The sequence below is a fragment of the Dyadobacter sp. SRI_021 genome (assembly GCF_057586235.1).
Window position 1 is genome coordinate 466076 of sequence record NZ_JBYCZM010000006.1, and the last position, 21227, is coordinate 487302.

Genomic DNA, 21227 nt, shown 5'->3' on the forward strand with positions numbered 1-21227 from the left:
TGATTCTGGCTTAAAGGATGATGTTATTGTAGGGCTGCAAATCCTCGGGCAGCTCGCGCTCGCCCAGCATTTCACGAAGTTCTATATTCAACTGTTGGCTAATTTGCGAGATCGGAACGTCGTTCGCGCTTCCTTCGAAAGGGTTTTCGGTGCTCTCGCCCACCTGTTCGAGCGAAATATACATCCACGAAATGAGCATGCTGAACGGGATCGTCACCCACGCCATATACCCACGTAGGGGGGCGTCGACGACCTGGTTGAGCAGATCAAAATCATGTACGATCCCGAACGGCAACATGAAGCAGAACGTCCATACAAAAATGTTGTTGATCACCGCATACTGACGCGGATAGGGCGAATCTTTGAGCTGCTCACATTTGCCTTGCACGGCATAAAAATCTTTCATCATCTGTTGCATTGCGGCATACTGGGGCGCAGCCAGTTCCGCGCGATCGGTCAGCGATTTGATCGTTTTGCTTTGCAGCGCGAGTATTTTGCCCATCCTGTTCCGTGACCGCAGTACAAGTTCCAGCTCGTGGGCCGACAGAAGCTCTTTTAGCTGTGTTTCGACCGACTGTACGCGTTCGGGGATATTAAAAAATTGCTGATACTCTTTGTTATGGCTCTTTTCGTTGCTCTCCCATACCCGGTCCTCCCGCAGGTAATAGCGCAGGGCGGTGAGCCAGGCGATGTGGCGGTAGATCAACTCCTTGCTTTGCGCGGAATTATTTAGGAAATCGACACTAATGGTGCCCCAAAAACGGCTTAGGCTCAGAATATCCGTCCAGAGCCGCGCCCCTTCCGCTGCCCTATTGTAGGTTTGCGTATTTTTGAAACCTACTGTAAATGCTGTCGCTGTACCCAAAAGTGCGACCACCGGCCAAGGGACATTCAGCCATTTTAGGCCCCATATTTCATGAATGATCACCGGAAATAGCCCCAGAAAAAAGAGTATGTACGTATTCCGTCGCGTCCAGACGAGAAATTCGCTCAATCGATAAGATTTACCTATATGCATCGTGTTTTATAGTTGTGTAGCTTTCAAAAACTAATAATCCTCTCCGGTTCTGCGACGCCGGCCAAGCCGCAGCCGCAAAATGCACGCGGGTTTCTACTCCAACCCTCTACTGTCCACATTGCTGGCTGCATTGGCGATAAACGCGGCTACTTTTGCAGGCTGCGAAAGCATCGGCACGTGGCTGGAATTTAGTTCAAGGGACTGCGCATTTATCTTTTTCGCCAATCTGCGCTGCAAGACGGGGTTGATCATTCTGTCGTTTCCGCCTATAATAAACCACGACTGTTTTTCGCGCCAGGCAGCCGTGCTTATTTTCTCGCCTGTTGTGAATGCAGCCCACTGGCCTTGAGCGGCCAGGATCAGCTTGCGCTCGGACAAAGGCAGGTCCTGCGCAAAATCCTCGAAAATGCCTTTGGGCGTGAGGGAAAGAAAGCCGGCGGAATCGGCCAGGACTTGCTCGTTACCTGGTGCGGGGGGCGCGGTTTTAGCAACGTCGTTGAGCGACTCACCATTGTCCGGTGCGAACGCGGCTACATATACGAGGCCTGCTACTTTCGGATCGTTGCCGGCCTCTGAGATTACCACGCCACCCCACGAGTGTCCCACCAGAAGTACCGGTCCGTTTTGCATAGCGATAATGCGCTTGGTGGCAGTTACGTCGCCGTTGAGCGAGGTAAGCGGGTTTTGCACCGCAGTCACCTTGAAGCCTTTCGCTTCCAAAAGCGGGATTACTTTTGACCAGCTCGACCCGTCAGCAAATGCGCCGTGAACCAGCACGATGTTTTTGACGCCCTTTTTGGGGTCTTGGGACCTTCGGTGCAATTCGATCTGTTGGTGGGAAACGAATGCAAAGAATGCCGTAGCTATCACTCCGATGAATATTGAGTTAAATTTTGACATGGTTTTAACTGGATTAGGGTTGATTTTTGAACACCAATGATATTAGGCCAGGTACTTTTTGAGCTCCGCGCCGATCTGGCGGATATGCGAACGAACGGCGGGCAAGGTGGCCAGACCGTTCAGCAGGCCAAAATCGTGAATCATCCCATTGTAACGGACAATGGTTACAGGCACACCGGCTTCGCCGAGTTTGCGGCCATAGGCTTCGCCTTCGTCGCGAAGAATATCATTTTCGGCGGTTTGGATGAGTGCCGGTGGCAGGCCTTTCAGCTGCTCTAAAGTGGCTTGGAGCGGCGAGGCGTAAATGGCCTTTCGCTCTTCTGGGTTTTCGATGTAGAGATCGTACATCCATTTCATCAACGAGGTGCTCAGGAAACGATCTTCTCCAAATTTTCGGTAAGATTTTGTCTCAAAGTTGGCATCTACAATAGGCCACATCATCACCTGAAGTCGGATTTGTGGTCCACCTTTCTCCTTTGCAATCAGACAAGTAACGGTGCTCATGTTGCCACCCACGCTGTTGCCTACAATGGCTAGTCTGCTGCCGTCTACATTAATCAAGTGCCCGTTGTCGGCAACCCATTTCGTGGCCGCATAGATTTCGTTGATCGCCTGCGGATAGCGGGCTTCTGAGGTGCGGGAATAGTTGACAAATACGGCCGCCATGCCCGATTCGAGCACAATGTCGCGGACCAGCCGGTGGTGCGTTGGGAAGTCGCCAAGTATCCAGCCGCCGCCGTGGATGAACATAAACGCCGGTAGAGTGTCACTGACATTTTCTGGACGGACGATGTGGAGGTCGACCGTGTACCCGTCGATGGTAATGGTTTTCAGATCTATTGTCACGCCTGACACATCCACCTTCACCGATGCCTGTGCCTTGGAGAGGCCGGCCTGCGCTTCGGAAAGCGGAAGCGTTTCAAGCGCGGGCCCGCCGGACGTGTTGATGATTTTCAGAAATTCCCTGACTTCTTTGGACAGGTTAGGGTCCGTTACATAGTCCTTCACGGACTGCTTTTTTTGTTTCTTCTTCATGTTTTTCTACATCATTTTTTAGTTAATCCCGAAAATTTCCCATCCATTGAATCACCATGTTGCTGATCGGACTTCGCGGGAACGGCGCGCCGACGTTGGTTTGTCACATGCATGAACGTGTGGAAAGTGCACACCTCTTACAGCAGCCCCCGGTGAGCCGGCACCCGTCATCTTCGTTTCGATGAAGGGGAAATCTTCTGCAAAGTCTTGATGTCAAACGAGATTGTACTAGACGTTTGAAATCGATATTGACTTTTCGTCTTGATGTTGCCACGTTAGGACTTTCGAAATGTATCACCAGTGAATCCGCCGTGCAGATAGTTTAAATTGCAAGGCTCGTGCCAGTATTTCAATAGGCTGATTTACAGTGATATATAAATTGCAAACCTGAATTTTCTAACGGTATTTCGTGCAATCACTTGCTTTGCCGCTAAATACAGTGCGGTTACTGGTGAACGTCTGTACAATGGCGTCGGGTTCTACCGGATCCGTTGACAGTTGCCGACGCGGCAAATGAGCGTGGGATAGCACATTTCGAGAACCGACTTTTCCGAGATTTACAAATTAGGAAGTCTCTACACTGAGTCGAATCAGGTTCTGGGATTTCAAAATGAGATCAAGGGTTCATAAAATTCATCCCCAATAGGACATGGTCATTACAATGTATCGCACATGGGCAAATGGCTGAGGTAGAAGATATGTAAGAGGTTCCTAAATCGGGTTCTATTGGCAATAATGAATCTAAAATCCCTAGCAATCCGTGAGATCCACTTTTAAGTTTCGCTAATTTTCTTTTATAGATCGCGTTAATGGAAGACGGGAGAAAAACTTTTTGCTTCGTGTCCGTACTCGCCTGCTATGTTCAGTGAGATCACCGGGAACTGTGTTAAATGGGAAGGTGGCGCTATTCATACCTGCTGATAAGCCTAATGGTTATTGTTTTGGACGCGGTGGCAAGTATTCAGTTTCTCAACCGGAGGGATATTTTCTAAGTCAGTCTTCATTAAAAATTAGCGGCCATTTTTCAACCAATTTATCCGTTGGTTCATTCCGGCTATGCAATAGATAAGTCCGGTGAAAACGACTGTAATAACTATGATAACGACCCATAATTTGCCGTCCTGGCGGAGCAAATCAGACACTGGTCCCTGGGATTGCGACAGCCCACTAGGGAAATTGGACTAATAAAGGCAAAAACAGTTTGGAAACGCGTTTGGAAAATGCTTTCATCGGGTCAGGGATGTTTCGTTTGTGTTTTGATTCACATCCTGCTCTTCAAGTACTTTCTTGATTCTTCTCATTCTGAACCGGAGTTGGGTTATCCATAGGTCCAACAAGGTAAATCCAATAAATGCGGGCCGGATAATCATTGTAATGCTTTTGTCCTGATCATGCTGGTTGAAACCAGGTTCCGAATGTTTCGGTCTGAACTGAATCAGGAATATATTCTCATTTTCAAAAACAGTGAAAGGGCACTTCTAAGCGAGAGAAGCGCAATTTGGGGTGCTCGAAGTGATTCTTCTGAGATCTCCACACACAAAAACGTTCCAGCTGACCCGGCGATAAGCATTAAATTGCTTGCGCCGAGTCAGCTGGCTTTGTCAACTTTTATGAAGCCTGGCGAAGCTTGCCAGTTTTGGTAAATAACCTCTCCCGAACTATTCCTACATTCTCGCTGATTCGAGATTTTCTCACTCGACAGTATCGCATAGTCGTCCGAATGTTCCTATGGCCGAGCATCTTGCTCACATCTTCCAAGGGCACGCCATTATTCAGCATCATATCCGCGAAGAAATGTCTGGCATCATGAGTGTCAAGCCTTCTGATACTTCCTGTGATGTCACGGATATCGCAGAGGTCTGCCAGCTCCTTTAAATAGGTATTGTACCTGAAATTACTGTTCACTGGAATAAGTTTATCGTGGGCAAGGCAGTAGGGATGGTTCTTGTACTTTTCAATCAACTCTTCTACAATCGGCAGTATCGGTACCATTTCGCCGACCTGCGTTTTGCCTCGTTTCCGAACCAGCCACCTTTCTCTCTTCGGACCCACGAGCGTTATGCTATCACGAGTGAGACCATAAATGTCCTGGTAAGCAAAACCGGTAAAGCATTGAAAGATGAAAGCGTCGCGCACCTCAGCCAGTCTTTCAACATGCAATTTCTTTCGGTGGATTCGCTCCACCTGTTCGAACTCCAATGGAATTACCTCGACGTCGCCACCGGAGCATTTGAAACCTTCCATCGGGTTGCGCGTTATGAAATCCTTCTTGACGCCGATTTTCACTATCTGCCTGGTCCATTTTACATCCTTACGAGCAGACACCTCCGCGAGCGGTTTGGGCTTGTGGAGCGTCAGGTATTCGTAGAGCTCTTCGGCAAACAGACCAGATAACTCTGAAAAATTCAGGTCAGATGCTTTGTACTGAAACTTGATGAAAGCGGTAACGTGTCTTTTAAGTTTTCGCCAGTGCCTTAGTGTGTTGTCCGAACGCATCCCGCGCTGGACCATCAATTCGAATTTTTCGATGTGTTCGTCGAAAGCTTGAAGCAGGGTCTGCTGCTTCTTTAAACCTTGCTTAGGAGCATCGTCTTTATCTTCGACAGGTTTGCCTTTGAAGACGTTTTTGAGCATTGTAGGCGTGATGCATTCAAACTGCGATTGCAGCACCATGAACTGGGAAGTGAGTGAGGTGCGCGCCTGATCGATGGCAAGGTTGATCAGTTTGGCCTCCATGCCTGAGGCAGTGACCTTTTTGGTTTGGTTGCACCAGTCGTCGGGGTGCACTTTTTTGCCGAGCGAGATTTCGTCATCGAGCCCGTCGATGGTAATCCGGACATAAATTGGCGCTTTGCCGTCTTTGGTTGATTTGGCTTTAAATAGCCAGAAGAGGATCGAAAGTTTCTGATTGCTTTTCATCCTTCACATTTTTAAGTGATCTAATGTTCCCTGCGGGGACTTCCCGCAGGCGACGCATCGATTTCCTCAAAACCACATCACACAAGCTATTTTCGGAAATTCGGTTACCTAATTTAGAAAATCGTATAGGTAACCGAAACGGTAACCGAATCGGATAGGTTACTTTGATCAGGAATGACTCAAAAATTTTGAAACAAGCTGATTTTCAGAACAATTTGAAACAAAAAAGCGCCCTTTGAGGCGCTTTCAGTGATCCCGCTGGGATTACGTAATCTTTATGAAATGCGCGCCTATGGCTTTATTTCGAAGGTTCAAAAAATCGGGGTCCCAGATGGGGTCCCATTTTCTTTGACTTGATTTGAATTGTTTTGAAGAGCTTCTTTTTTGTGCTTTGTAAAGGTACGGATTATTTGAGAAAATCAGCAAGCTCAATCGGAATTGAGGTACTACAATGGCGACGGACGCCAGACACTCGGAGCATCTACCAGCGGCATAAGAAACTGGCGATATTTTTCCTGGTGCGGAATATGCTGGATTACTGAGCAGCAGCGATAAACGAAATGAACTCTTTTCCAAAATCGGTAATTGACATGCGATCAAAGGCCTTGGTATCAATTCCTCCAATGCCAGAATCTATCAATAAGCCCTTAGAATACAATACCTGTTTGCTGTAGAGGAAATCACTTTCTGTAATATTGTAGAAACTATTCGATCTGTATTTTTCCAATTGTTCCTTCAGAGCTTCAAAAAAGGCAATTTCCTGTTCGATTCGAAGGACTTTTTGTTCATAAAAGGTGACATTATTTGGATATCCCTTTTCAGAATTCTCGCGCTCTTTTTGAAGCCTCTCCCTACTTAATACAAGCTCGCCAAGATTTTCATGATATTTATCCTGCTGTTGTTGGTATTCATTGCCAAAATACCTATGCTGATTTAGGATAATAATGTCGATTTCTGACAGGCTCACGACCAATTCGAGATAGATTTCAGCGCTATCAATATTATTTTCTGGATAAAGTATTTCCCTAAGCAATATATCCCTGAACCGTCTGTATTTGCTTTCAGATTTTGTTTGAGTGACCTTTTTCAACACAGATTCAAAAAGATCACTAAATTCTTCCGTTTTTAGCTGGTCGAGGTCGATATGCTGTGCATCTTTAAAAAAATCGGCCAGAAGTTCTGTAAATCGATTTAGTCTATTTTGCTTGATCCTGCTTCTATAATCAAAGGCTACTTCGTTCAAGACCTGGCCTGCATAAGGAATCGAAGAAAAGATGGATTTGGCTATTGAAACTCCTATTTCCTTTACGTTTTCATTTTTCATAATTCTGTTATGATTGGGTATTCAATCTTTCCCTACAACACATGCATTGACAAATCTTCTGCTTAATCAAATATACACGACTTTCATGGCATGCTCAATAGCGGGCATTTGCTCGTTCTGGTTTACGGACATCAACTCCAAACCATAGCAAGCGAACTGGTGGAACAACAGAAAATCATCCCGCTGGTTGATCGCGTTTCCCATGGGACCAGATCGCGGAAGCCCACCGCTATGCGGAGACAGGGAAGGCGATCGGAAAAGTAGTGGTCACTGTTTGTTGAAACAAATTGCGCTGGCTTGCGCCGGTGGTTGATAGGGGATGAGCTAGGGACTCGCCTGACTTATCCCTTATCCTATAGCTCGAATCCCATATCGTTCTTTCAGGAGCGCCGTACGGACCGACAGCCTATCTTCTTCTTCCCTGATGAAGTGATCGGCAAACAATGTTGCCGATCGTCTTATCTCATCGATTTTTTGCGAGTGTTTTTTGGCCGCTTTCTTTACAGCGGTGTCGTATCGCTGCTGTTTTGTCCTGGGCTTATACGGTTTGATATTCAGGGGAACCCAATGATACGAATAGCCGGAAATTCCGTAGCATCTGGTAAGAATCCGCTGAATCCGATCCATTTTTTGTTTGAAGTGGTCATCGGCAAAGTGATCACCTTTGAATCCCCCGAGGAAGTAGGTGGTTCGGTCATTTGAGGCCTGGCGGCGACTGCCCTCGACGTTGGCGTAAAACATGTGATAGCCTGGTGCCATTGTTGTGTATTTAAGCGTTGATTAAATGGATGGGCGGGAATGTGAAAGAATGCGGAGCTAAGGCTGATGACTCTGATAGTAGTAGCGTTGACAATCATGACAGATAATAACGTCCAAGTAGTTGTCATGACTGAGCTCGGTGTATTCAACCCAATTTTCGCAGCTTTGACACATACCCCACTGATCATCCATCCAAAGCGAGTGATTCCGGTGATGGAGGGAAGGAGCAAATTGTCCCTTCTGGTGTTTTTTGTCCCAATATCGCGTACTCTGATCTGGCATTTCATAGGAATAATTAGAGAACCAGTTTGTGTGATGTTTATCCCAATGGCCCAGATTTTCATTGACAATGCGGTACATGCCATACCTATCAAGGAACACCAATTTCGAGGTGCCTATGAACCCGCTCAATAACCGATGGATGCCGTGGTTCCACAGAAAGCCCTCGGGTAGACCCGCGAGCACTTCTTTTATAAAGACCCTGGTATCGCTCATTGTCGGCGAAGGCGTAACATTTTCCAATATGCCATTGTGGGCCATTACGATCTCTGGGTTAACTTCGAATGGGTGGCAGTTGTCTTCATCTATCTTTCCGGAAGTCGCTACTCTGAAATGGACGATCATTGGAAGATCGTTATGTTTTCTTATATCAGCGTAATTGCGGTACATCCTATCGACCGAATCCATTTCTTTAATGATCTTCAACTGACGGTGCCCAATATAGGCCAGCCCGCCGCCGTCAGGATTATTCTCCCAACAGGTGGCGAATGTTTTTTCGTCGATAGTGTGTTCCAGGTTTAAGATTGCGATGCACATGATTCTTTAGTTTTAAGGTTTTTAAGCAGGGTTTCTATAGTCTTTTCCTTCAGCAGGTCCGTATTGAAGTATTTTTTTGCAACATGTATCACTCTTGTAAGCAGGTCCAATTCTTTCCGTTGATACACTTCCATGACCAGTTTGGACAGTTTCGTGTTTTTATCGAAGGCAGCCAGTGTGGCTGAAAGGATATTTTTGTAATCCTTTTCAATCATTAGCCGGCAGAAGTTTAACCGGAAGACCAGGGCCTTCATATCGTAGACCTTAGCCGGGAACCTAAGTTCTATCCTGTTGTCCCAGATTTTTATAGCCTGGTGTTTTTCACCATTCCGCTTTAGTTGAAGTTCCGGTTTGCCTTTGCAGTAATTGCTTTCAAGTCTGTTGGGATACATCGACATGAACAGTGGAAGGTATGGCCGGCAGTAGTCGAACAGTTGCCATCCTGGTTTGGGAGGCAGTGAAAGATGGATGTGTCCTCCGGCATCGTTATGGTTATCGGAGTTGATGGCCTGTTCAATTTGAAGTAGCCATTTATTTTCTATCCGCTCGGAGAATAATGGGTAAACCGGGGTTTTCAGCTCCCAGTCTACAGAGCCGTCTTCTTCCATAACACAACCTGTTTCATCGAACAGGTCATACTTGTTGTAAAATCCACAGAATTCCGGGGTTCCGCCTTTTTCTATTTCAAAACCTATGCCGGGGCTCACCTGATCCTTCCGATAATCCGGAGGGCATGGCCCTTCGTGATATGTCCATAACTCATCGTTATCCTCCGGGTCCCAGTGGTATTCTCCGTCCGATTCCCAATAATAGACGTCGTCGCGGCTGACGATGCTTCCGTCAACCATCCGTACCAGATCATAAGTTTGCAGGCCATCTTCGTCATAGTACTCATTTCTGTGCAGGAAATAGTCTCGCCTGTGGTTTTCATGGGTATAAAAGTATTTTTCTAAGCCACAAAGAACCCTTATACAGTTACTGTATAAGATGTGTTCCTGGTCAACTTTATCAAATACGTACTCATCTGAATCCTTCTCCTGGTGATAGTAGTCGCTCTCGACCAGGACGCAATCATTTGATAAGGATAAATACCCGGTGTAAGTTTGGATGACATCGTCTTTATTCTCGTGCCAGTTTTCGGGCAAGTACCCGTCTGAAATACTTGTTCTTACGAGTGACAATAGCTCTCTGTCCATAAGCCAATTTTTGAAGAGTGTGTAGCGTTTCGATCTGCTGGATCTCATCAGTGCCGGCAGCATACCGGCAGACGCTGATTTTTGATCCGGTAGCGAACTGTTGGGACAAGTCGACCAACCCGCTGTCTCAGATACCGAGCACGTACTTAGCTATTTGCTTTTCGGGCAACCCATTCGCTCAGGAAACGCACCACTGGAACAACTCGGTTGCTAAGCCATCCGTCATTGTGGCCGGTCTGAAATGGCCGCTGGCAGCCTTTTTCAAACAGGTGCAATGAACCTTACTGGCAGAGGCGGGAGAAAGTTTTGGGTAAAAAATACTACCCACATGGCACTCCCCGAAGGGGCAAAAACCAATAGGTGGAGATTTTTTTATTCAAACCCACGGCAAGCCGGCGCCAGAGCGCCGGTGCAGACTTTCGGACGCTCGGCGCCAGGAAGTATATTTGCTTGATGCATTGAAACAGGAAGTAGCGGACAAGGAATGCCGGCACAGGACGGTGGCGATCAATCCGGGAAACTTGGTGGGTTTGAGCGAAGGGAATGCCCCGGGGAAATCAGGTTAGGACCTGCTATCTGAGACAAGTTTGGGCGCTTTGTTCCACTCGTCGCGACAGGTTAATACAAGCTTTGCCGTCAGCTAACGGTAACGCACAGACGCGATCCGTTATAATAGGTAAGAGTGCCTTTCGAATGTGCATGACAGCGGCGAAGGATATTCAGTAAACGGAGAGCGCTCACAGTACAGCCAACGGAATGGAACTGGGCAGAGGGTTTTTGACTCTCGCACTTGTTTAGGGCTTGATTACCTTTGCAATATGCTCAAACAAGAAATACAGCATCCGGAAGCAGTAGCCGAGATAGCACGGCTGAAAGCATTTTTTGAAACTACACCTATATTGTTCAAAGAATGGAAAGAAGGAGCGATGACTGTCCGGGACATTCCAACGTTCATCAAATTGGAACTGGCTGCTGCAGCAAGCTTTAACCCCAAACACTGGTTTAACCCGCCACTGAAGCGGTTGCTGCAATTGGAACAAGCCGTAAAAAATCAGTTGGTCAGCACACCGGGACAATAGCGACGGTATACAATCATGCGGTAGCTTTATTATATTTATATGACGTTCTACCTTTTTTCCGTACGGTTGTCGATGGTAGAGATACTGTTCCCCTGTTCAATCGATTGGGTATATATAAATGATGCGCACAACAAAATGGATGGACAAATCGGTTTTACCCCGTTTTTGGTAGTCAATGACGCGACTGCTGCCATTAAATTTTACATTGCAGCTTTTGGGGCGGTGGAACTAGAGAGATATGAAGGGGAAAGAGTAATTGCGAAATTGGCGATTGATAGAAACGAATTCTGGTTGGGTGACGAAGAGCCGGAATTTGATAATTACAGCGCCAAGACAATCGGCGCTAGCCCCGTCCGTTTTATTCTGACAGTCGCCGACCCCGACCTGGTTTTCGCTGGGGCTTTGGCTGCCGGGGCCATAGAGATATGCCCAGTCAGAACAGAAGAATTCTGGAAGATTGGAAAACTAAAAGATCCGTTCGGGCATATCTGGGAGATCGGTCACCCTCTCGGAGAAGCGTAGGCCGAAAGGGGAAAGTATCCCCAACAGCCGATAGGGCTCAAGCCTGATGGGTTGATCCTCTATCGTTTGGATTTTAGCGTGTGAACAACTCTTATTTAGCGCAGCTAATTGAAGGTAAGTCTTAAAGATCGTTCCACGTTATTTTGATGAAACCGGGACATTTTCTACTATGACAGAGTGATCATGCCGTGGTTTACGACCAGAGTACAAGTAAAGGACTAAACCCTAAAATAAATCGATATGAACAGTTCCAATGCACATGACTAGCGTATTAGCAAAGATAACTTTTGCCTCGATTTATCCGGTGTACGTGGCAAAGGTGGAGAAAAAGGGCAGAACAAAGGAAGAATTGAATCAGATTATACAATGGTTGACTGGCTTCGATAGCACTAAGCAGCAGAAACTAATAGAGGAGAAAGTAACTTTTGAGGCATTCTTCCAACATGCTTCGTTGAACCCAAATGCATATCTGATTATCGGAGTGATTTGTGGCTACCGTGTGGAGGATATCAAGGACGCTTTGACTCAACGCGTCACGTATTTGTACAAGTTGGTAGATGAACTGGCGAAAGGTAAAAAATGGAGAAGATTCTACGTGGCTCACAGGTAACCAGGTAAGAAGACCGTACAAAGTATGCCGCGTTAAATTAGGGCAAAAGGAAATTCGCATGTGATCGTATAGACCACATGCGAATTTACAGTTCATCGCTTGAGAAAAGATTACTCATTTTGTAAATGAGTGTAAATCAAAATATTGTGACCGCATCTCTTTCTTGTTCAGATAAATCCTTCTCCTCGCCACAAGAGAAGTTTATATTCGATTTTTTACAACCAGGCGCCGGTAGTGTTCTCCCAAGGCGGTCAATTTGCATGATTTACTACCCATCGCTGCATGCCACATGTGTTGAGCTCCGTGAGGTTTAACAAGGTTAAGCCGGTTGAATTTCTGGAGAATAGCAAACTGCCTTGTATGATCGTCGTCCGGAAGAGGCATTTCTGCGGTTCGGCCCTCATTTTGAGGTTCATAGCTGGGGTCGAGCTGAAATTCAAACCCGGGATTTGGAAACAGTTCCGCTATCTGACGAATGTCCTCTATTGAAATAGCGGGTGAAACTTGCCTTAGAGAGACAAAGGATCTTACATTGGTTTTGAAAACGGGTCTTTGTTCCCAGCCTCCCAATGATTGATCTATATGTGCATAAATACTTCCAGGAGTAATGTCGCCCATTAAATTTGCAGCACTGCCGCTGAGCGCATCTACAAGCAAAGTTGTAAAGATTCCACTTCCATCTTCTTCGGATGCGTATTGCTCCGCAGATGAAGCTGTTAATATTGTCAGACCCTCAGAAAGAGTTGCAAGGTCGTTTTGCCCAGGGGGATTACCAGCGATACCGGAGTGACAGCTGTCGAGAATAATTATTTTATTCCTAGCCGGAGAATTGTTTGCCAAGGTCAGTATCTCCGAAAGGTTCAATCCCTCGTCACCTCGCCTGGCGTCACTGCCTAAAATATAACCGCCTGTGGCTTCGATATGTCCATGACCGGCAAAGTATAGCAAAGCTATTTCTGCTTGTTTCTGAAACAAGTCGTGAATGGCATCTTTTAATTCAAGGCGATCAATTGCGCTGTTTTTCGCTGTTGCGGTAAGCAATTTGCAATCGAAATTGACGCTACCTCCATCATTCCGCTCAAGAATTGTTTTTACACCATAGGCGTCGTTAACGCATCCAAATAAGTTAGTCAAATGCGGATAATAATCTATTCCAATGATTAGAGCCACCTTCATAACGGAAAATTTAGAGATTAGCTATGAAATTTTGAATAGTATCCCAGGACCATGACTTTGTGTTGACCCCGCTTACAGCTGTCCGGTCCTCAGAATATGCCCAGATACCAAGAATCGGCTTCCTTTCCTCTCGGGCACATTCAATCTCCCATTTCTGACCAGAGGAGCTCAGTGAATGTTTACTGATTAAAGCGATAATACCGTCAGACCGTTTGATCCTAGTACGTACCTTATTCTTCCAATCCGAGTCATAGGCCTCCTTAACGGACATGTCGATATACTCAAACGGGCAGTGCGGCAATTTGGTGTGGGCTTTAAGGAAGTCTCTTTGCCGCTCGTCTTCAATTGCAAATGCAATAAAAATAGTTTTCATAGGAAAAGTGTTTAACAATATTGGAGAGTTGATATGTAAAATTAATTATTTTCAATTGGCGTCCAGGTTTTTATTATTGAGCGGTGCTATTGTGTATCTGTGATTTAATGGCCGTTTGTAGAATAAAATCCACTTTGAAAAGGTGCAAAACTGAATTTGTGGATGACTTAGGATCGAAGAATGTATAAATGCTGCTCTTCTTCCATTATATAATTTATTGATACGACTTCTTTTAAATTTAAATCAGGGCTTTCAAGTCTGACTTAGCATTGAGTTGAGCTGAGTGTTTGCGCCGTCTAACTCGAGTCCTTCTTTAATTAACTCGTTTGCCCTCTGTTTGTCTGACTCTGATATTAGGGTTAGCCCTTTTTGCTTATTTTGTCGCGATTTATGAAGAAGTATTTTAGCCATTAGGCCCAAAGTAACTACGTTTCGTTCGGATCTCAAAGCACGATCCGCGGCATTTTCGGCTTCCATAATCTCCCCAACTTTTAAATAATAACCTGCACTTATGGTGTCGAGAATTGCCTGTTTGTCTTTTTTTACCCTACTTTTTAAATATGCTAAATGACCTTTCGCCTCTTCAAAGCGGTCAAGTTTAACACAGGCATCGCACAGTGAAAGCCGAGCATCTAGATAGGTCTCATCGTTATTAACAGCTTTTGTGAAAAATCCGTAGGCGGCAAGTGGGCGGTCAGATTCCAGAAGAAATCTGCCGGCGCGGAAATTGAAATTTGCACTGTTCGGTTTGTATCGAAGTGCGTCTGTTATCTTTTCTATAGCTTCAGCCTTTCGGTTTGTTTGCCATAAAATTTCGGAATAGACACTGAGAGCGAATGGGTCCGCCGGAGACAAATCCAACTTTCTTTCGATAAATGATTCGGCTTCTGCATAGTTCTCTTCACGTAAAAGAAGCTCTCCCAGACTTTGAAGTGCACTTTCATGTTCATTAAGACTAATGGATTTCAAAAGATACCTTTTGGCAAGATCTGAATCTCTCTTGTCTTCCCTTTGACTGTTTTCGATGATTGTCCTGCCAAGAGCAAAATTGAATTTTGCCTTCAAATATCTATTTGATTCATTTGTGAGAAGTTCTTTTAGAATTAGAATTGAATCTTCCCTTATGCCCATTCTGGATAGACACCTCGCCTTTATAAATAAGATGTCTTTATCTTTTGGCACGGTAGCAAGAAATTCGTTACATAGCTCCAGTGATCGTCCGTATTCCAAATCATGATAGAGTTTGATAGCGGCATCTTTTAATTCACCTATTAGATCACTTCGTAACAGGTGTGCTTCGCTAAGGCGATTACAGTAGAAGAGCATTCTGCACGCATTTGTCAGCCAATATACATACTCAATATCAGTCGGTTTCAGAGATTTGAATATCTCAATTGACAGATTCGAAAGCTGCTCAGCATATACTTGAAATTTCCCGTTACCCCTCGCGGCTTTATGATAATAGTCGCTGATAAGGGGATGTAACAGCAACCCTTTCCCGTCGGAGGATAAAAGATTTAGTGACACGAGATTTTCAATCGATTTGGAAAGTGAATCTTCATCAAGTTCCGTGACGGACGAGATTAATTTTGCTTTAAGTTGATGTCCAAAAATCGCAAGTACTTCGAGAATCGCGGTTTCGTTGTCGGTAATTTGAACCTTTGAAATTATTTCTTCAGCTATATCTATTTTGAGCTTTTGGAGCAGGCGAAAATCGGCAGAAAGATAGTCTGTTCCATATTTGACAACGAGCGGGGCAGCCAATTTTGCTGCCAGAGGATAGCCGTGTAATAGGGCAGCAATCGAGCTTATTTTCTCTACTGGATAGTGGGCGGCCGGGTCTATTCTGCTGATTTCTGAGCTAATGACGTTAGTCAGATGTTTATCGGTTAAACCATTTATTCTGATAACGGAATGATCGGTTTTGGGGATGAATCTGAAGTTGGGCCATCTTGTCGAGAGTAAAAAGATTGGTACTTTCCGTAAAATATCTACGTCCTTGAAATGGTCAATGAGCTCCCTAATATCATCTTGAAGATCCCCTTCGTCACTTAGCAGCGTTTCAATTTTGTTTAGAACTAGAAAATCATTTCTGCCTAAGATTGTTTCAACAGCCATAATGTTGGAATTCCGAAGAATCTCCTTGCTCGCTCCGTCGGGCGGAAGCTCAATTCCAGCCCTCGAGCAGAGCTCTAACGTCAACCTTGAACCAAAATGGGCGGTGGAGAGTGTCAATTCTACCATGCGAGAGTTACTAACCACCCTCTTCAATGCTTCTCTGAGAAGCGATTTTTTCCCAATACCATACAGACCGATTATGGAAATGAATTTTATGTCATTGTCATACAATGCATCTTCGATTGAACCGATTTCATGATTTCGATTAACAAACTGACGCTTATAGCTTGGACTGGTCGAAGAATGTATTTTGGTTATTTGAGCGAAAATGACAGCCGCAGGGTCTGTTGCTCTGGATACATCAATATAATGGAATGCTTGGAGTTTTAAGGGCACCTCAACGTCGTCAACTTTCGCGACGATTATCCGGTAATCCTCCTCTTTAAGGTACTTCAGGATGCCCATGTTAAGTTCATACTTAACCCAGTCACTTTTAGCTGAATTTCTAGACAGTATCAATAAAAAGTTCTTAGCTTCGTCGATGCCCCGTTCAATCTCATTGAGAATGATATCCCCTGAATCCATGTTCCACGTATCAAACCAGACGTTTTCGCCCGTAAATCTGCCAGCTATATCGGTTGCAAGTTGTTTGTCTTGATGGGTATGTGAGATAAATGTCTTCATGAAAGTGGATATTCAAATTGTTGTGCTTGGTTTGCCTCGGACTTAGATTGATGCTGAATGGCGATGCCCATCTCATAGTTCATTTAGCGGGTATTTCGTCCCTCCTGATGTTTAGTACTGTCATTACGCGGTGGTGTTGCAACGCTACCTTTTACAGTCACGTTTGGTTTAGGCTGGGTTAAATTCACTTTTAACTGCTTGATGACTTCGGGCCCCAACGAGTCAATACTTTCGACTTTTATCATGTGCACTTCATTTGCTTTCTTCTTCCCGGCTGAGAAAAGGAGAAAGGAGACGCAGAACGAAATAACCAGCATAGCGACAACCAAATTTCCCGCTCTGAATGAGTTGTATGAATGTATAAGATTTGTTGCCTTTTTGTTGTTTGTTGCTGTGTTTTGATTAATGCTATAAAGCAGATCGCGAACTTCAATGGCCAGAAACTCAGCCTTGGGTTTGTCCTGGTATTTGAGCACATTTCCCGGCGAGGGCTTTGAGTAGATGAAGTTCTTTATGTCGAAATTTTTGAGGGCATTTCGTATGGCAAGTATGTAAAAGACAAAAGACAAGGTTAAGAGAAAGGAGAATGCTACTTTTAGACATAATGCCAGGTCTTCGGCCTTTTCAATCAACAGTGGTACAAAGAGGCTTAGGAGCGAGAAAATAATACCCGTTTGCGAAACCATCTGCGACGTTTTGGATTCCAGCACTTCAAGGCGCTTAACTTCCTCATCCTCCAAAGATTTGAGGAAATCCCGATGTGCCTGAACCAACTCACCGTCGGTTAATGCATTGCCAGAATAGTCCTTATAGTTGTAGTCATATGGGGCTGATTCAGGGTGTTGATATCGTATGCCAAAATGATTCAGAATTTTTCTCATACCTTATCTTTGCAACAAGTTTTCAATAATCGCTTCTGAAATTGGAAGACCGGTGTCCATCTCTATCCACACCCACTGACCGTTCGGATTAATTTCGAGGAAGACATACCGACCGTCTTTTCCTTTGATAATGTCGATCGCGCCAAATTGTAAACCGAGATGGTCAACAAGGGAGATACATTTCGCTTCAAGTTCCGGTGGTATGGTGGCGCGTTCAAATTTTAGCTTTTTTCTTCGCCAGTCAATACGGGTTTCTTCGTCATCCTGAGAGTACACCGCCGCAGAAAACGCCTTTGTACCCACTACTGTTACTCGAATTTCGTAATCCTTTTCAATTTCTTCCTGAAAAATACAAGGTGTCAGATCGTATTCGTCGAGCGTCTGGATATGGTTAGCAGAAACTGCGCTGGTGAAAATAAAATGGGCATGACCTTGTTCATCCAGTCGGGTTTGAGCTAGTGGTTTAACAATTGTCGAGTTGTGCTCGGAAAAAAATGTTGTTACATCGTGCTTGGAATTGGATACGAGGGTATCGGGTATCGTGAAGCCCAGCTGTCTCGCCATTTTCAGCTGAAGGAGCTTATTTTCTGCTCTATAAACTGCGTTAGGCAAACTTAACCAGTGGGCGTCTATTATCTCGAACAGATTGCCGATCAGGCCCTCAGTCTCATGAAGGACATAGAGTCTCTGCGACATGGATAGTGAGCCTAAATCGGGCAATTTGGTCCTTCTGAACCATACGGCATGTATTCTGTCGCATCCAAGCAAGGAAAAGTGTTGCCCAGTACCTAACTGTATTTTGCAGTCTATTTGCAGGATATCCTCACAGTTAAGGCGCCGATATTCAATTTTCCTTTTATTTAGGATGTTGATCAGATAATCCGCAGTATAATCAGATTTGTGCGTAACGATCAAAATCATAATATCTGCTTATCTGTCCTGATCGCTACTTTCAATCGAGCGTGTGGCCGTCGTAGTGTCTAGAAGCGCGCGGATGGAGGAAATGTCTTTGTCGCTATCTGAATTTTCATTGTTAACAAAAGTCATCGTCTGAGTTTCCAATGAGACTACACTCATGCTTTTGTCGCTGTCGGCTCCCTCGCCTCCCGTTTTTGTGAATGTCTCGGTATCCATCGCCAGGAAATCGATCGCAGGTAAACCTGTATTGCGATCCACACTTAAATTCAGATCATTGTCATATTCGATCGTCGAATAGTCGGGAGCTTCGGACAAGCCAGCTTCCATAAATTGGAAAATGAACGGCTTCATTGAGAAAGGGTTTACAGAAAGGTTTTGCTAAGTACTTCGTGGGCACAAGTTAAAAAAAAAGATTTACCCGAAAAATAGGAATAGCTGATCTCCTTTCGAAGAGCATTTGGCTTAAAGCTCGTTTATTTGAAGTCTTGGCCTCCCGGGCGTATTGTACCATTCCCAGGCGGCGTCCAGTACCCATTCTAACGTCTCCTGGGTATCCAGGTAATATTCGGATAGGCCGTCATTAACGTGCATCGCCGTCAGCTGAAAGGTTTTTCCCCTTATCGAATACATTTTACAGACCTTGTCTTCGGCGGAAGCCAGTCCTTGTTCGTCAATATCGGTGATCGCCATTAAAGTAAATGGAGGATCAAGCCGTAAAATATAGTCGCATAAATCGGGTTGGCAGGGTCTTTTGCCTGTAGGTAACTGGTTGTCATTGCAGGGGCAGTTTATGGCAAATTTAGCGACCGCGCCCTTATATACGTCTTAAATTATGTTTAATAAAAAAGAGGCTTCTATACAACCAGCAAAGCATCTTTTGCTTTGCCGGTTGCGTGGGTTGACTCTTATTTACTAACGATCCGCCATGCCAGGGCCGGATCGCCGGTGATCCGCTCCATTTCATATTGGACAATGTCGGCGACCTGCTGCTTGATCTGCTGGTAGTTTCTGATCACCATTTGCTCATCTACCTGGCGTATAAGCGGGATCGGCTGGTAGCCTTCTTCCTCTTTTTGAATCGCCTCGAAGTCTGCCCTGATCTCGCAATGGAAAGCTTTGAGTTGTATTTTCTGATCGGGAGTATCGGCTACACGACCGACGAATTCACCAGAGCTTAGCGAGGAAATTTTGGAAGGCGGCACGGCGTATTCCAGTTGCAGGGACTTGCTGATCGAAGTGTCGGTTCTATTGATAGACAGGCTCTCTCGGTCCTGCATGATCTTGCCGATCTGCTCGCTGATCTGTTTGGCGCTGTCGCCTGTGACTTGCCCGGAAATGATGTTGCCGACCGTGTTCATGATCACATCGGCCTGCTCGCGGCCATATTCCTTGCGGAGCTGGGTGGCATCCTGGATGCAAAGACAGACGGCAATTTTGTTGGACCTGCCGGTAGCAATAGTGGGAATCACATCAAGCGATATCGTAGGGAATTCTTCTAAAACAAGCATGGATTTTTCCTTTCCCTTTTGGTTGATAATCTTTAAAAGCCTGTTCAAATAAAGGGAAAGCACGGCGCCGTACGTTTGTGTTTTTTGCGGATTGTTACCGAAACAAACGACTTTGGGATGCTCGGGATTGTTGACATCAAGTGTGAAATCGTTGCCTGAAAGCACGTAGTAAAGCTGAGGCGAAGCCAGTCTTGCAAGGGCGATTTTGGCGCTGGCAATCTGTCCTTCGAGCTGCTCTACGGCATCGTTCAAATAGGCATTGATGAAGGGATTCACCAAGGTGCTGATCTCGTCTGTCTGCAGGATCGTGAACAGCTTATCGTACTCGGTCTGGATCAGTTCGATCACATGCGGCAGTGTGCAGAACTGTCCGTCCTGGTATTTTCTGAGAAACCAGATCGCGGCGGTAACAAAGTTCACACTTGACTCCACGAAGAAGTCCCCGGTCTTTTTTTGCCACTCGCGGTTGAGGCCCAAAAGGATTGTGCGGGCCGATTCGGTGGCATCGGTGATGTCTACCATGCCCAATGCGTCGAAGACATTGCAGCGGTTGCTGCGGGCCAGATCATCGAAGTTGATGACATAAAAACCCGGTGATCCGGGGTAACGATGCTTGTTTTTCAGCCAATGGTTATAGGCAATCAGAGACAAGTCCGGGAACTTGAAATCATATACTACGGCCGTGTAAGGGCGGTTTTTGCCCAGCGCCTGGAGCAGGTACTGCCTTACGACGTAGGCCGTCTTGCCCGCGCCAGGACTGCCGCAAATGATCGACGCGCGCTGGGGCGAAACGATATTAATCACCGAGGCGCGGAGCTTGTTTTTGAACCGGTAGCGCGCCTGCAGGTTAATGGAATATTCGTTCGTCAAGAGCCTTTCTTCCTGGGGGAAGGTTTCGTTTTCGGTGTTGAAAATATCCTTGCGCAGCCGGTCGGTAATAATCCGGGAAAAGATCGTGCCGCCTTTCAGAACCAACAGGTAACCCGCGCCTGTTACCGCAAAATACAGCACTGCTTTACCCTGTATAGGTAAGTACAGGTAAAGCAAATAATAGCTGATAAAGTAAACGATCAGCCCTGAAACCAGGAAGGTGAATGCTTTTTTAAAGCCCAGCTTTTCACTTTTCTTTCCTTTCGAGCCGATCAGCGAGACGCATAACAGGCCTACGGCAATGACTTTTGAAACCACGAAATGGCTGAACAAACCGGTTCCCGAAATACTGGTCAGGATTCTGTCCGAGAAGCCGGAAACAAGCGCCCAACCTTTGAATGCAGCATAGAAATAGTAATAAAAATGCAGCCCTAAAAGGACTACCGAAATAAGGCGGGTCATGTCTAATATCTTCCTCAGCGCCTGATCATTCTCTCCTGTCTGTGACATAATAACTGCTT

The 21227-nt window shown here is 45.5% G+C and carries 21 protein-coding genes and 1 pseudogene; 4 read left to right on the top strand and 18 right to left on the bottom strand.

The features are described from left to right. Positions 1-10: 10 nt before the first annotated feature. The 7 genes from AC2YIT_RS20945 to AC2YIT_RS20975 form a co-directional block, all read right to left on the bottom strand. Complete coding sequence (locus AC2YIT_RS20945) at positions 11-994, bottom strand: bestrophin family protein (protein ID WP_487280465.1); 984 nt, start codon at positions 992-994, stop codon at positions 11-13. A 117-nt stretch (positions 995-1111) separates the two neighbouring features. After that, positions 1112-1918, bottom strand: a complete 807-nt coding sequence (locus tag AC2YIT_RS20950; protein WP_487280466.1) for an alpha/beta fold hydrolase — start codon at positions 1916-1918, stop codon at positions 1112-1114. A gap of 42 nt (positions 1919-1960) precedes the next feature. Then, a complete protein-coding gene (locus tag AC2YIT_RS20955) occupies positions 1961-2953 on the bottom strand; it encodes an alpha/beta hydrolase (RefSeq protein ID WP_487280467.1) in 993 nt (330 codons plus the stop codon). 1010 nt (positions 2954-3963) lie between these two features. Beyond that, positions 3964-4116, bottom strand: a complete 153-nt coding sequence (locus tag AC2YIT_RS20960; RefSeq protein ID WP_487280544.1) for a CcmD family protein — start codon at positions 4114-4116, stop codon at positions 3964-3966. A 445-nt stretch (positions 4117-4561) separates the two neighbouring features. Then, positions 4562-5872 (bottom strand): site-specific integrase, encoded by a 1311-nt coding sequence (locus tag AC2YIT_RS20965; protein ID WP_487280468.1) that lies wholly within the window; start codon positions 5870-5872, stop codon positions 4562-4564. 535 nt (positions 5873-6407) lie between these two features. Further along, positions 6408-7196, bottom strand: a complete 789-nt coding sequence (locus tag AC2YIT_RS20970) for a hypothetical protein (protein ID WP_487280469.1) — start codon at positions 7194-7196, stop codon at positions 6408-6410. Between the two features lie 66 nt (positions 7197-7262). Then, positions 7263-7400, bottom strand: coding sequence for a hypothetical protein (locus AC2YIT_RS20975; protein ID WP_487280470.1), 138 nt, complete (start codon positions 7398-7400; stop codon positions 7263-7265). Between the two features lie 8 nt (positions 7401-7408). Here AC2YIT_RS20975 and AC2YIT_RS20980 point away from each other — a divergent pair, with 8 nt between their 5' ends. Further along, positions 7409-7477 (top strand): hypothetical protein, encoded by a 69-nt coding sequence (locus tag AC2YIT_RS20980; RefSeq protein ID WP_487280545.1) that lies wholly within the window; start codon positions 7409-7411, stop codon positions 7475-7477. Between the two features lie 67 nt (positions 7478-7544). On the opposite strand, the gene AC2YIT_RS20985 is transcribed toward AC2YIT_RS20980, so the two are convergent. Genes AC2YIT_RS20985 through AC2YIT_RS20995 form a run of 3 tightly spaced genes read right to left on the bottom strand, consistent with a single transcriptional unit; the run spans position 7545 to position 9967 of the window. Further along, positions 7545-7955, bottom strand: coding sequence for a hypothetical protein (locus tag AC2YIT_RS20985; protein ID WP_487280471.1), 411 nt, complete (start codon positions 7953-7955; stop codon positions 7545-7547). Between the two features lie 57 nt (positions 7956-8012). Next, positions 8013-8771: a class II glutamine amidotransferase gene (locus AC2YIT_RS20990; protein WP_487280472.1), complete on the bottom strand. Its 759-nt coding sequence runs from the start codon at positions 8769-8771 to the stop codon at positions 8013-8015. Next, complete coding sequence (locus AC2YIT_RS20995) at positions 8753-9967, bottom strand: hypothetical protein (RefSeq protein WP_487280473.1); 1215 nt, start codon at positions 9965-9967, stop codon at positions 8753-8755. The genes AC2YIT_RS20990 and AC2YIT_RS20995 overlap by 19 nt, the downstream gene beginning before the upstream one ends. Before the next feature lie 818 nt (positions 9968-10785). Here AC2YIT_RS20995 and AC2YIT_RS21000 point away from each other — a divergent pair. The 3 genes and pseudogenes from AC2YIT_RS21000 to AC2YIT_RS21010 all read left to right on the top strand — a co-directional run bounded on the left by AC2YIT_RS21000 (position 10786) and on the right by AC2YIT_RS21010 (position 12186). After that, entirely contained in the window at positions 10786-11046 is a 261-nt protein-coding gene (locus tag AC2YIT_RS21000; protein WP_487280474.1) for a DUF6965 family protein, read from the top strand. A gap of 39 nt (positions 11047-11085) precedes the next feature. After that, positions 11086-11568, top strand: coding sequence for a VOC family protein (locus tag AC2YIT_RS21005; protein WP_487280475.1), 483 nt, complete (start codon positions 11086-11088; stop codon positions 11566-11568). Between the two features lie 240 nt (positions 11569-11808). Then, positions 11809-12186 (top strand): annotated as a pseudogene (locus AC2YIT_RS21010) (DUF2200 domain-containing protein). Positions 12187-12379: 193 nt separating this feature from the next. On the opposite strand, the gene AC2YIT_RS21015 reads toward AC2YIT_RS21010, so the two are convergent. The 8 genes from AC2YIT_RS21015 to mobC form a co-directional block, all read right to left on the bottom strand. Continuing rightward, positions 12380-13354 carry a caspase family protein gene (locus AC2YIT_RS21015; RefSeq protein WP_487280476.1) on the bottom strand — a complete coding sequence of 325 codons (975 nt, stop codon included), beginning with the start codon at positions 13352-13354 and terminating at the stop codon, positions 12380-12382. Between the two features lie 10 nt (positions 13355-13364). Next, entirely contained in the window at positions 13365-13727 is a 363-nt protein-coding gene (locus AC2YIT_RS21020) for a TIR domain-containing protein (protein WP_487280477.1), read from the bottom strand. A 252-nt stretch (positions 13728-13979) separates the two neighbouring features. After that, the gene (locus AC2YIT_RS21025; protein ID WP_487280478.1) at positions 13980-16529 is read right to left on the bottom strand and encodes a TIR domain-containing protein; all 2550 of its coding nucleotides are present in this window, start codon (positions 16527-16529) and stop codon (positions 13980-13982) included. An 83-nt stretch (positions 16530-16612) separates the two neighbouring features. Further along, complete coding sequence (locus AC2YIT_RS21030; protein WP_487280479.1) at positions 16613-17410, bottom strand: hypothetical protein; 798 nt, start codon at positions 17408-17410, stop codon at positions 16613-16615. A 3-nt stretch (positions 17411-17413) separates the two neighbouring features. Next, the gene (locus tag AC2YIT_RS21035; RefSeq protein ID WP_487280480.1) at positions 17414-18106 is read right to left on the bottom strand and encodes an ATP-grasp domain-containing protein; all 693 of its coding nucleotides are present in this window, start codon (positions 18104-18106) and stop codon (positions 17414-17416) included. A 234-nt stretch (positions 18107-18340) separates the two neighbouring features. After that, positions 18341-18679: a hypothetical protein gene (locus AC2YIT_RS21040; protein ID WP_487280481.1), complete on the bottom strand. Its 339-nt coding sequence runs from the start codon at positions 18677-18679 to the stop codon at positions 18341-18343. A 111-nt stretch (positions 18680-18790) separates the two neighbouring features. Continuing rightward, the gene (locus AC2YIT_RS21045) at positions 18791-19018 is read right to left on the bottom strand and encodes a hypothetical protein (protein ID WP_487280482.1); all 228 of its coding nucleotides are present in this window, start codon (positions 19016-19018) and stop codon (positions 18791-18793) included. A 215-nt stretch (positions 19019-19233) separates the two neighbouring features. Continuing rightward, positions 19234-21216 carry a conjugal transfer protein MobC gene (mobC, locus tag AC2YIT_RS21050; RefSeq protein WP_487280483.1) on the bottom strand — a complete coding sequence of 661 codons (1983 nt, stop codon included), beginning with the start codon at positions 21214-21216 and terminating at the stop codon, positions 19234-19236. Positions 21217-21227 lie beyond the last annotated feature (11 nt).

Excerpts from the sequence above, each read along its gene's own strand:
- AC2YIT_RS20950 (WP_487280466.1), bottom strand. The coding sequence starts at position 1,918 with ATGTCAAAATTTAACTCAATATTCATCGGAGTGATAGCTACGGCATTC.
- AC2YIT_RS20955 (WP_487280467.1), bottom strand. The coding sequence starts at position 2,953 with ATGAAGAAGAAACAAAAAAAGCAGTCCGTGAAGGACTATGTAACGGAC.
- AC2YIT_RS20965 (WP_487280468.1), bottom strand. The coding sequence starts at position 5,872 with ATGAAAAGCAATCAGAAACTTTCGATCCTCTTCTGGCTATTTAAAGCC.
- AC2YIT_RS20970 (WP_487280469.1), bottom strand. The coding sequence starts at position 7,196 with ATGAAAAATGAAAACGTAAAGGAAATAGGAGTTTCAATAGCCAAATCC.
- AC2YIT_RS20975 (WP_487280470.1), bottom strand. The coding sequence starts at position 7,400 with ATGGGAAACGCGATCAACCAGCGGGATGATTTTCTGTTGTTCCACCAG.
- AC2YIT_RS20985 (WP_487280471.1), bottom strand. The coding sequence starts at position 7,955 with ATGGCACCAGGCTATCACATGTTTTACGCCAACGTCGAGGGCAGTCGC.
- AC2YIT_RS20990 (WP_487280472.1), bottom strand. The coding sequence starts at position 8,771 with ATGTGCATCGCAATCTTAAACCTGGAACACACTATCGACGAAAAAACA.
- AC2YIT_RS20995 (WP_487280473.1), bottom strand. The coding sequence starts at position 9,967 with ATGGACAGAGAGCTATTGTCACTCGTAAGAACAAGTATTTCAGACGGG.
- AC2YIT_RS21000 (WP_487280474.1), top strand. The coding sequence starts at position 10,786 with ATGCTCAAACAAGAAATACAGCATCCGGAAGCAGTAGCCGAGATAGCA.
- AC2YIT_RS21005 (WP_487280475.1), top strand. The coding sequence starts at position 11,086 with ATGACGTTCTACCTTTTTTCCGTACGGTTGTCGATGGTAGAGATACTG.
- AC2YIT_RS21015 (WP_487280476.1), bottom strand. The coding sequence starts at position 13,354 with ATGAAGGTGGCTCTAATCATTGGAATAGATTATTATCCGCATTTGACT.
- AC2YIT_RS21020 (WP_487280477.1), bottom strand. The coding sequence starts at position 13,727 with ATGAAAACTATTTTTATTGCATTTGCAATTGAAGACGAGCGGCAAAGA.
- AC2YIT_RS21025 (WP_487280478.1), bottom strand. The coding sequence starts at position 16,529 with ATGAAGACATTTATCTCACATACCCATCAAGACAAACAACTTGCAACC.
- AC2YIT_RS21030 (WP_487280479.1), bottom strand. The coding sequence starts at position 17,410 with ATGAGAAAAATTCTGAATCATTTTGGCATACGATATCAACACCCTGAA.
- AC2YIT_RS21035 (WP_487280480.1), bottom strand. The coding sequence starts at position 18,106 with ATGTCGCAGAGACTCTATGTCCTTCATGAGACTGAGGGCCTGATCGGC.
- AC2YIT_RS21040 (WP_487280481.1), bottom strand. The coding sequence starts at position 18,679 with ATGAAGCCGTTCATTTTCCAATTTATGGAAGCTGGCTTGTCCGAAGCT.
- AC2YIT_RS21045 (WP_487280482.1), bottom strand. The coding sequence starts at position 19,018 with ATGGCGATCACCGATATTGACGAACAAGGACTGGCTTCCGCCGAAGAC.
- mobC (WP_487280483.1), bottom strand. The coding sequence starts at position 21,216 with ATGTCACAGACAGGAGAGAATGATCAGGCGCTGAGGAAGATATTAGAC.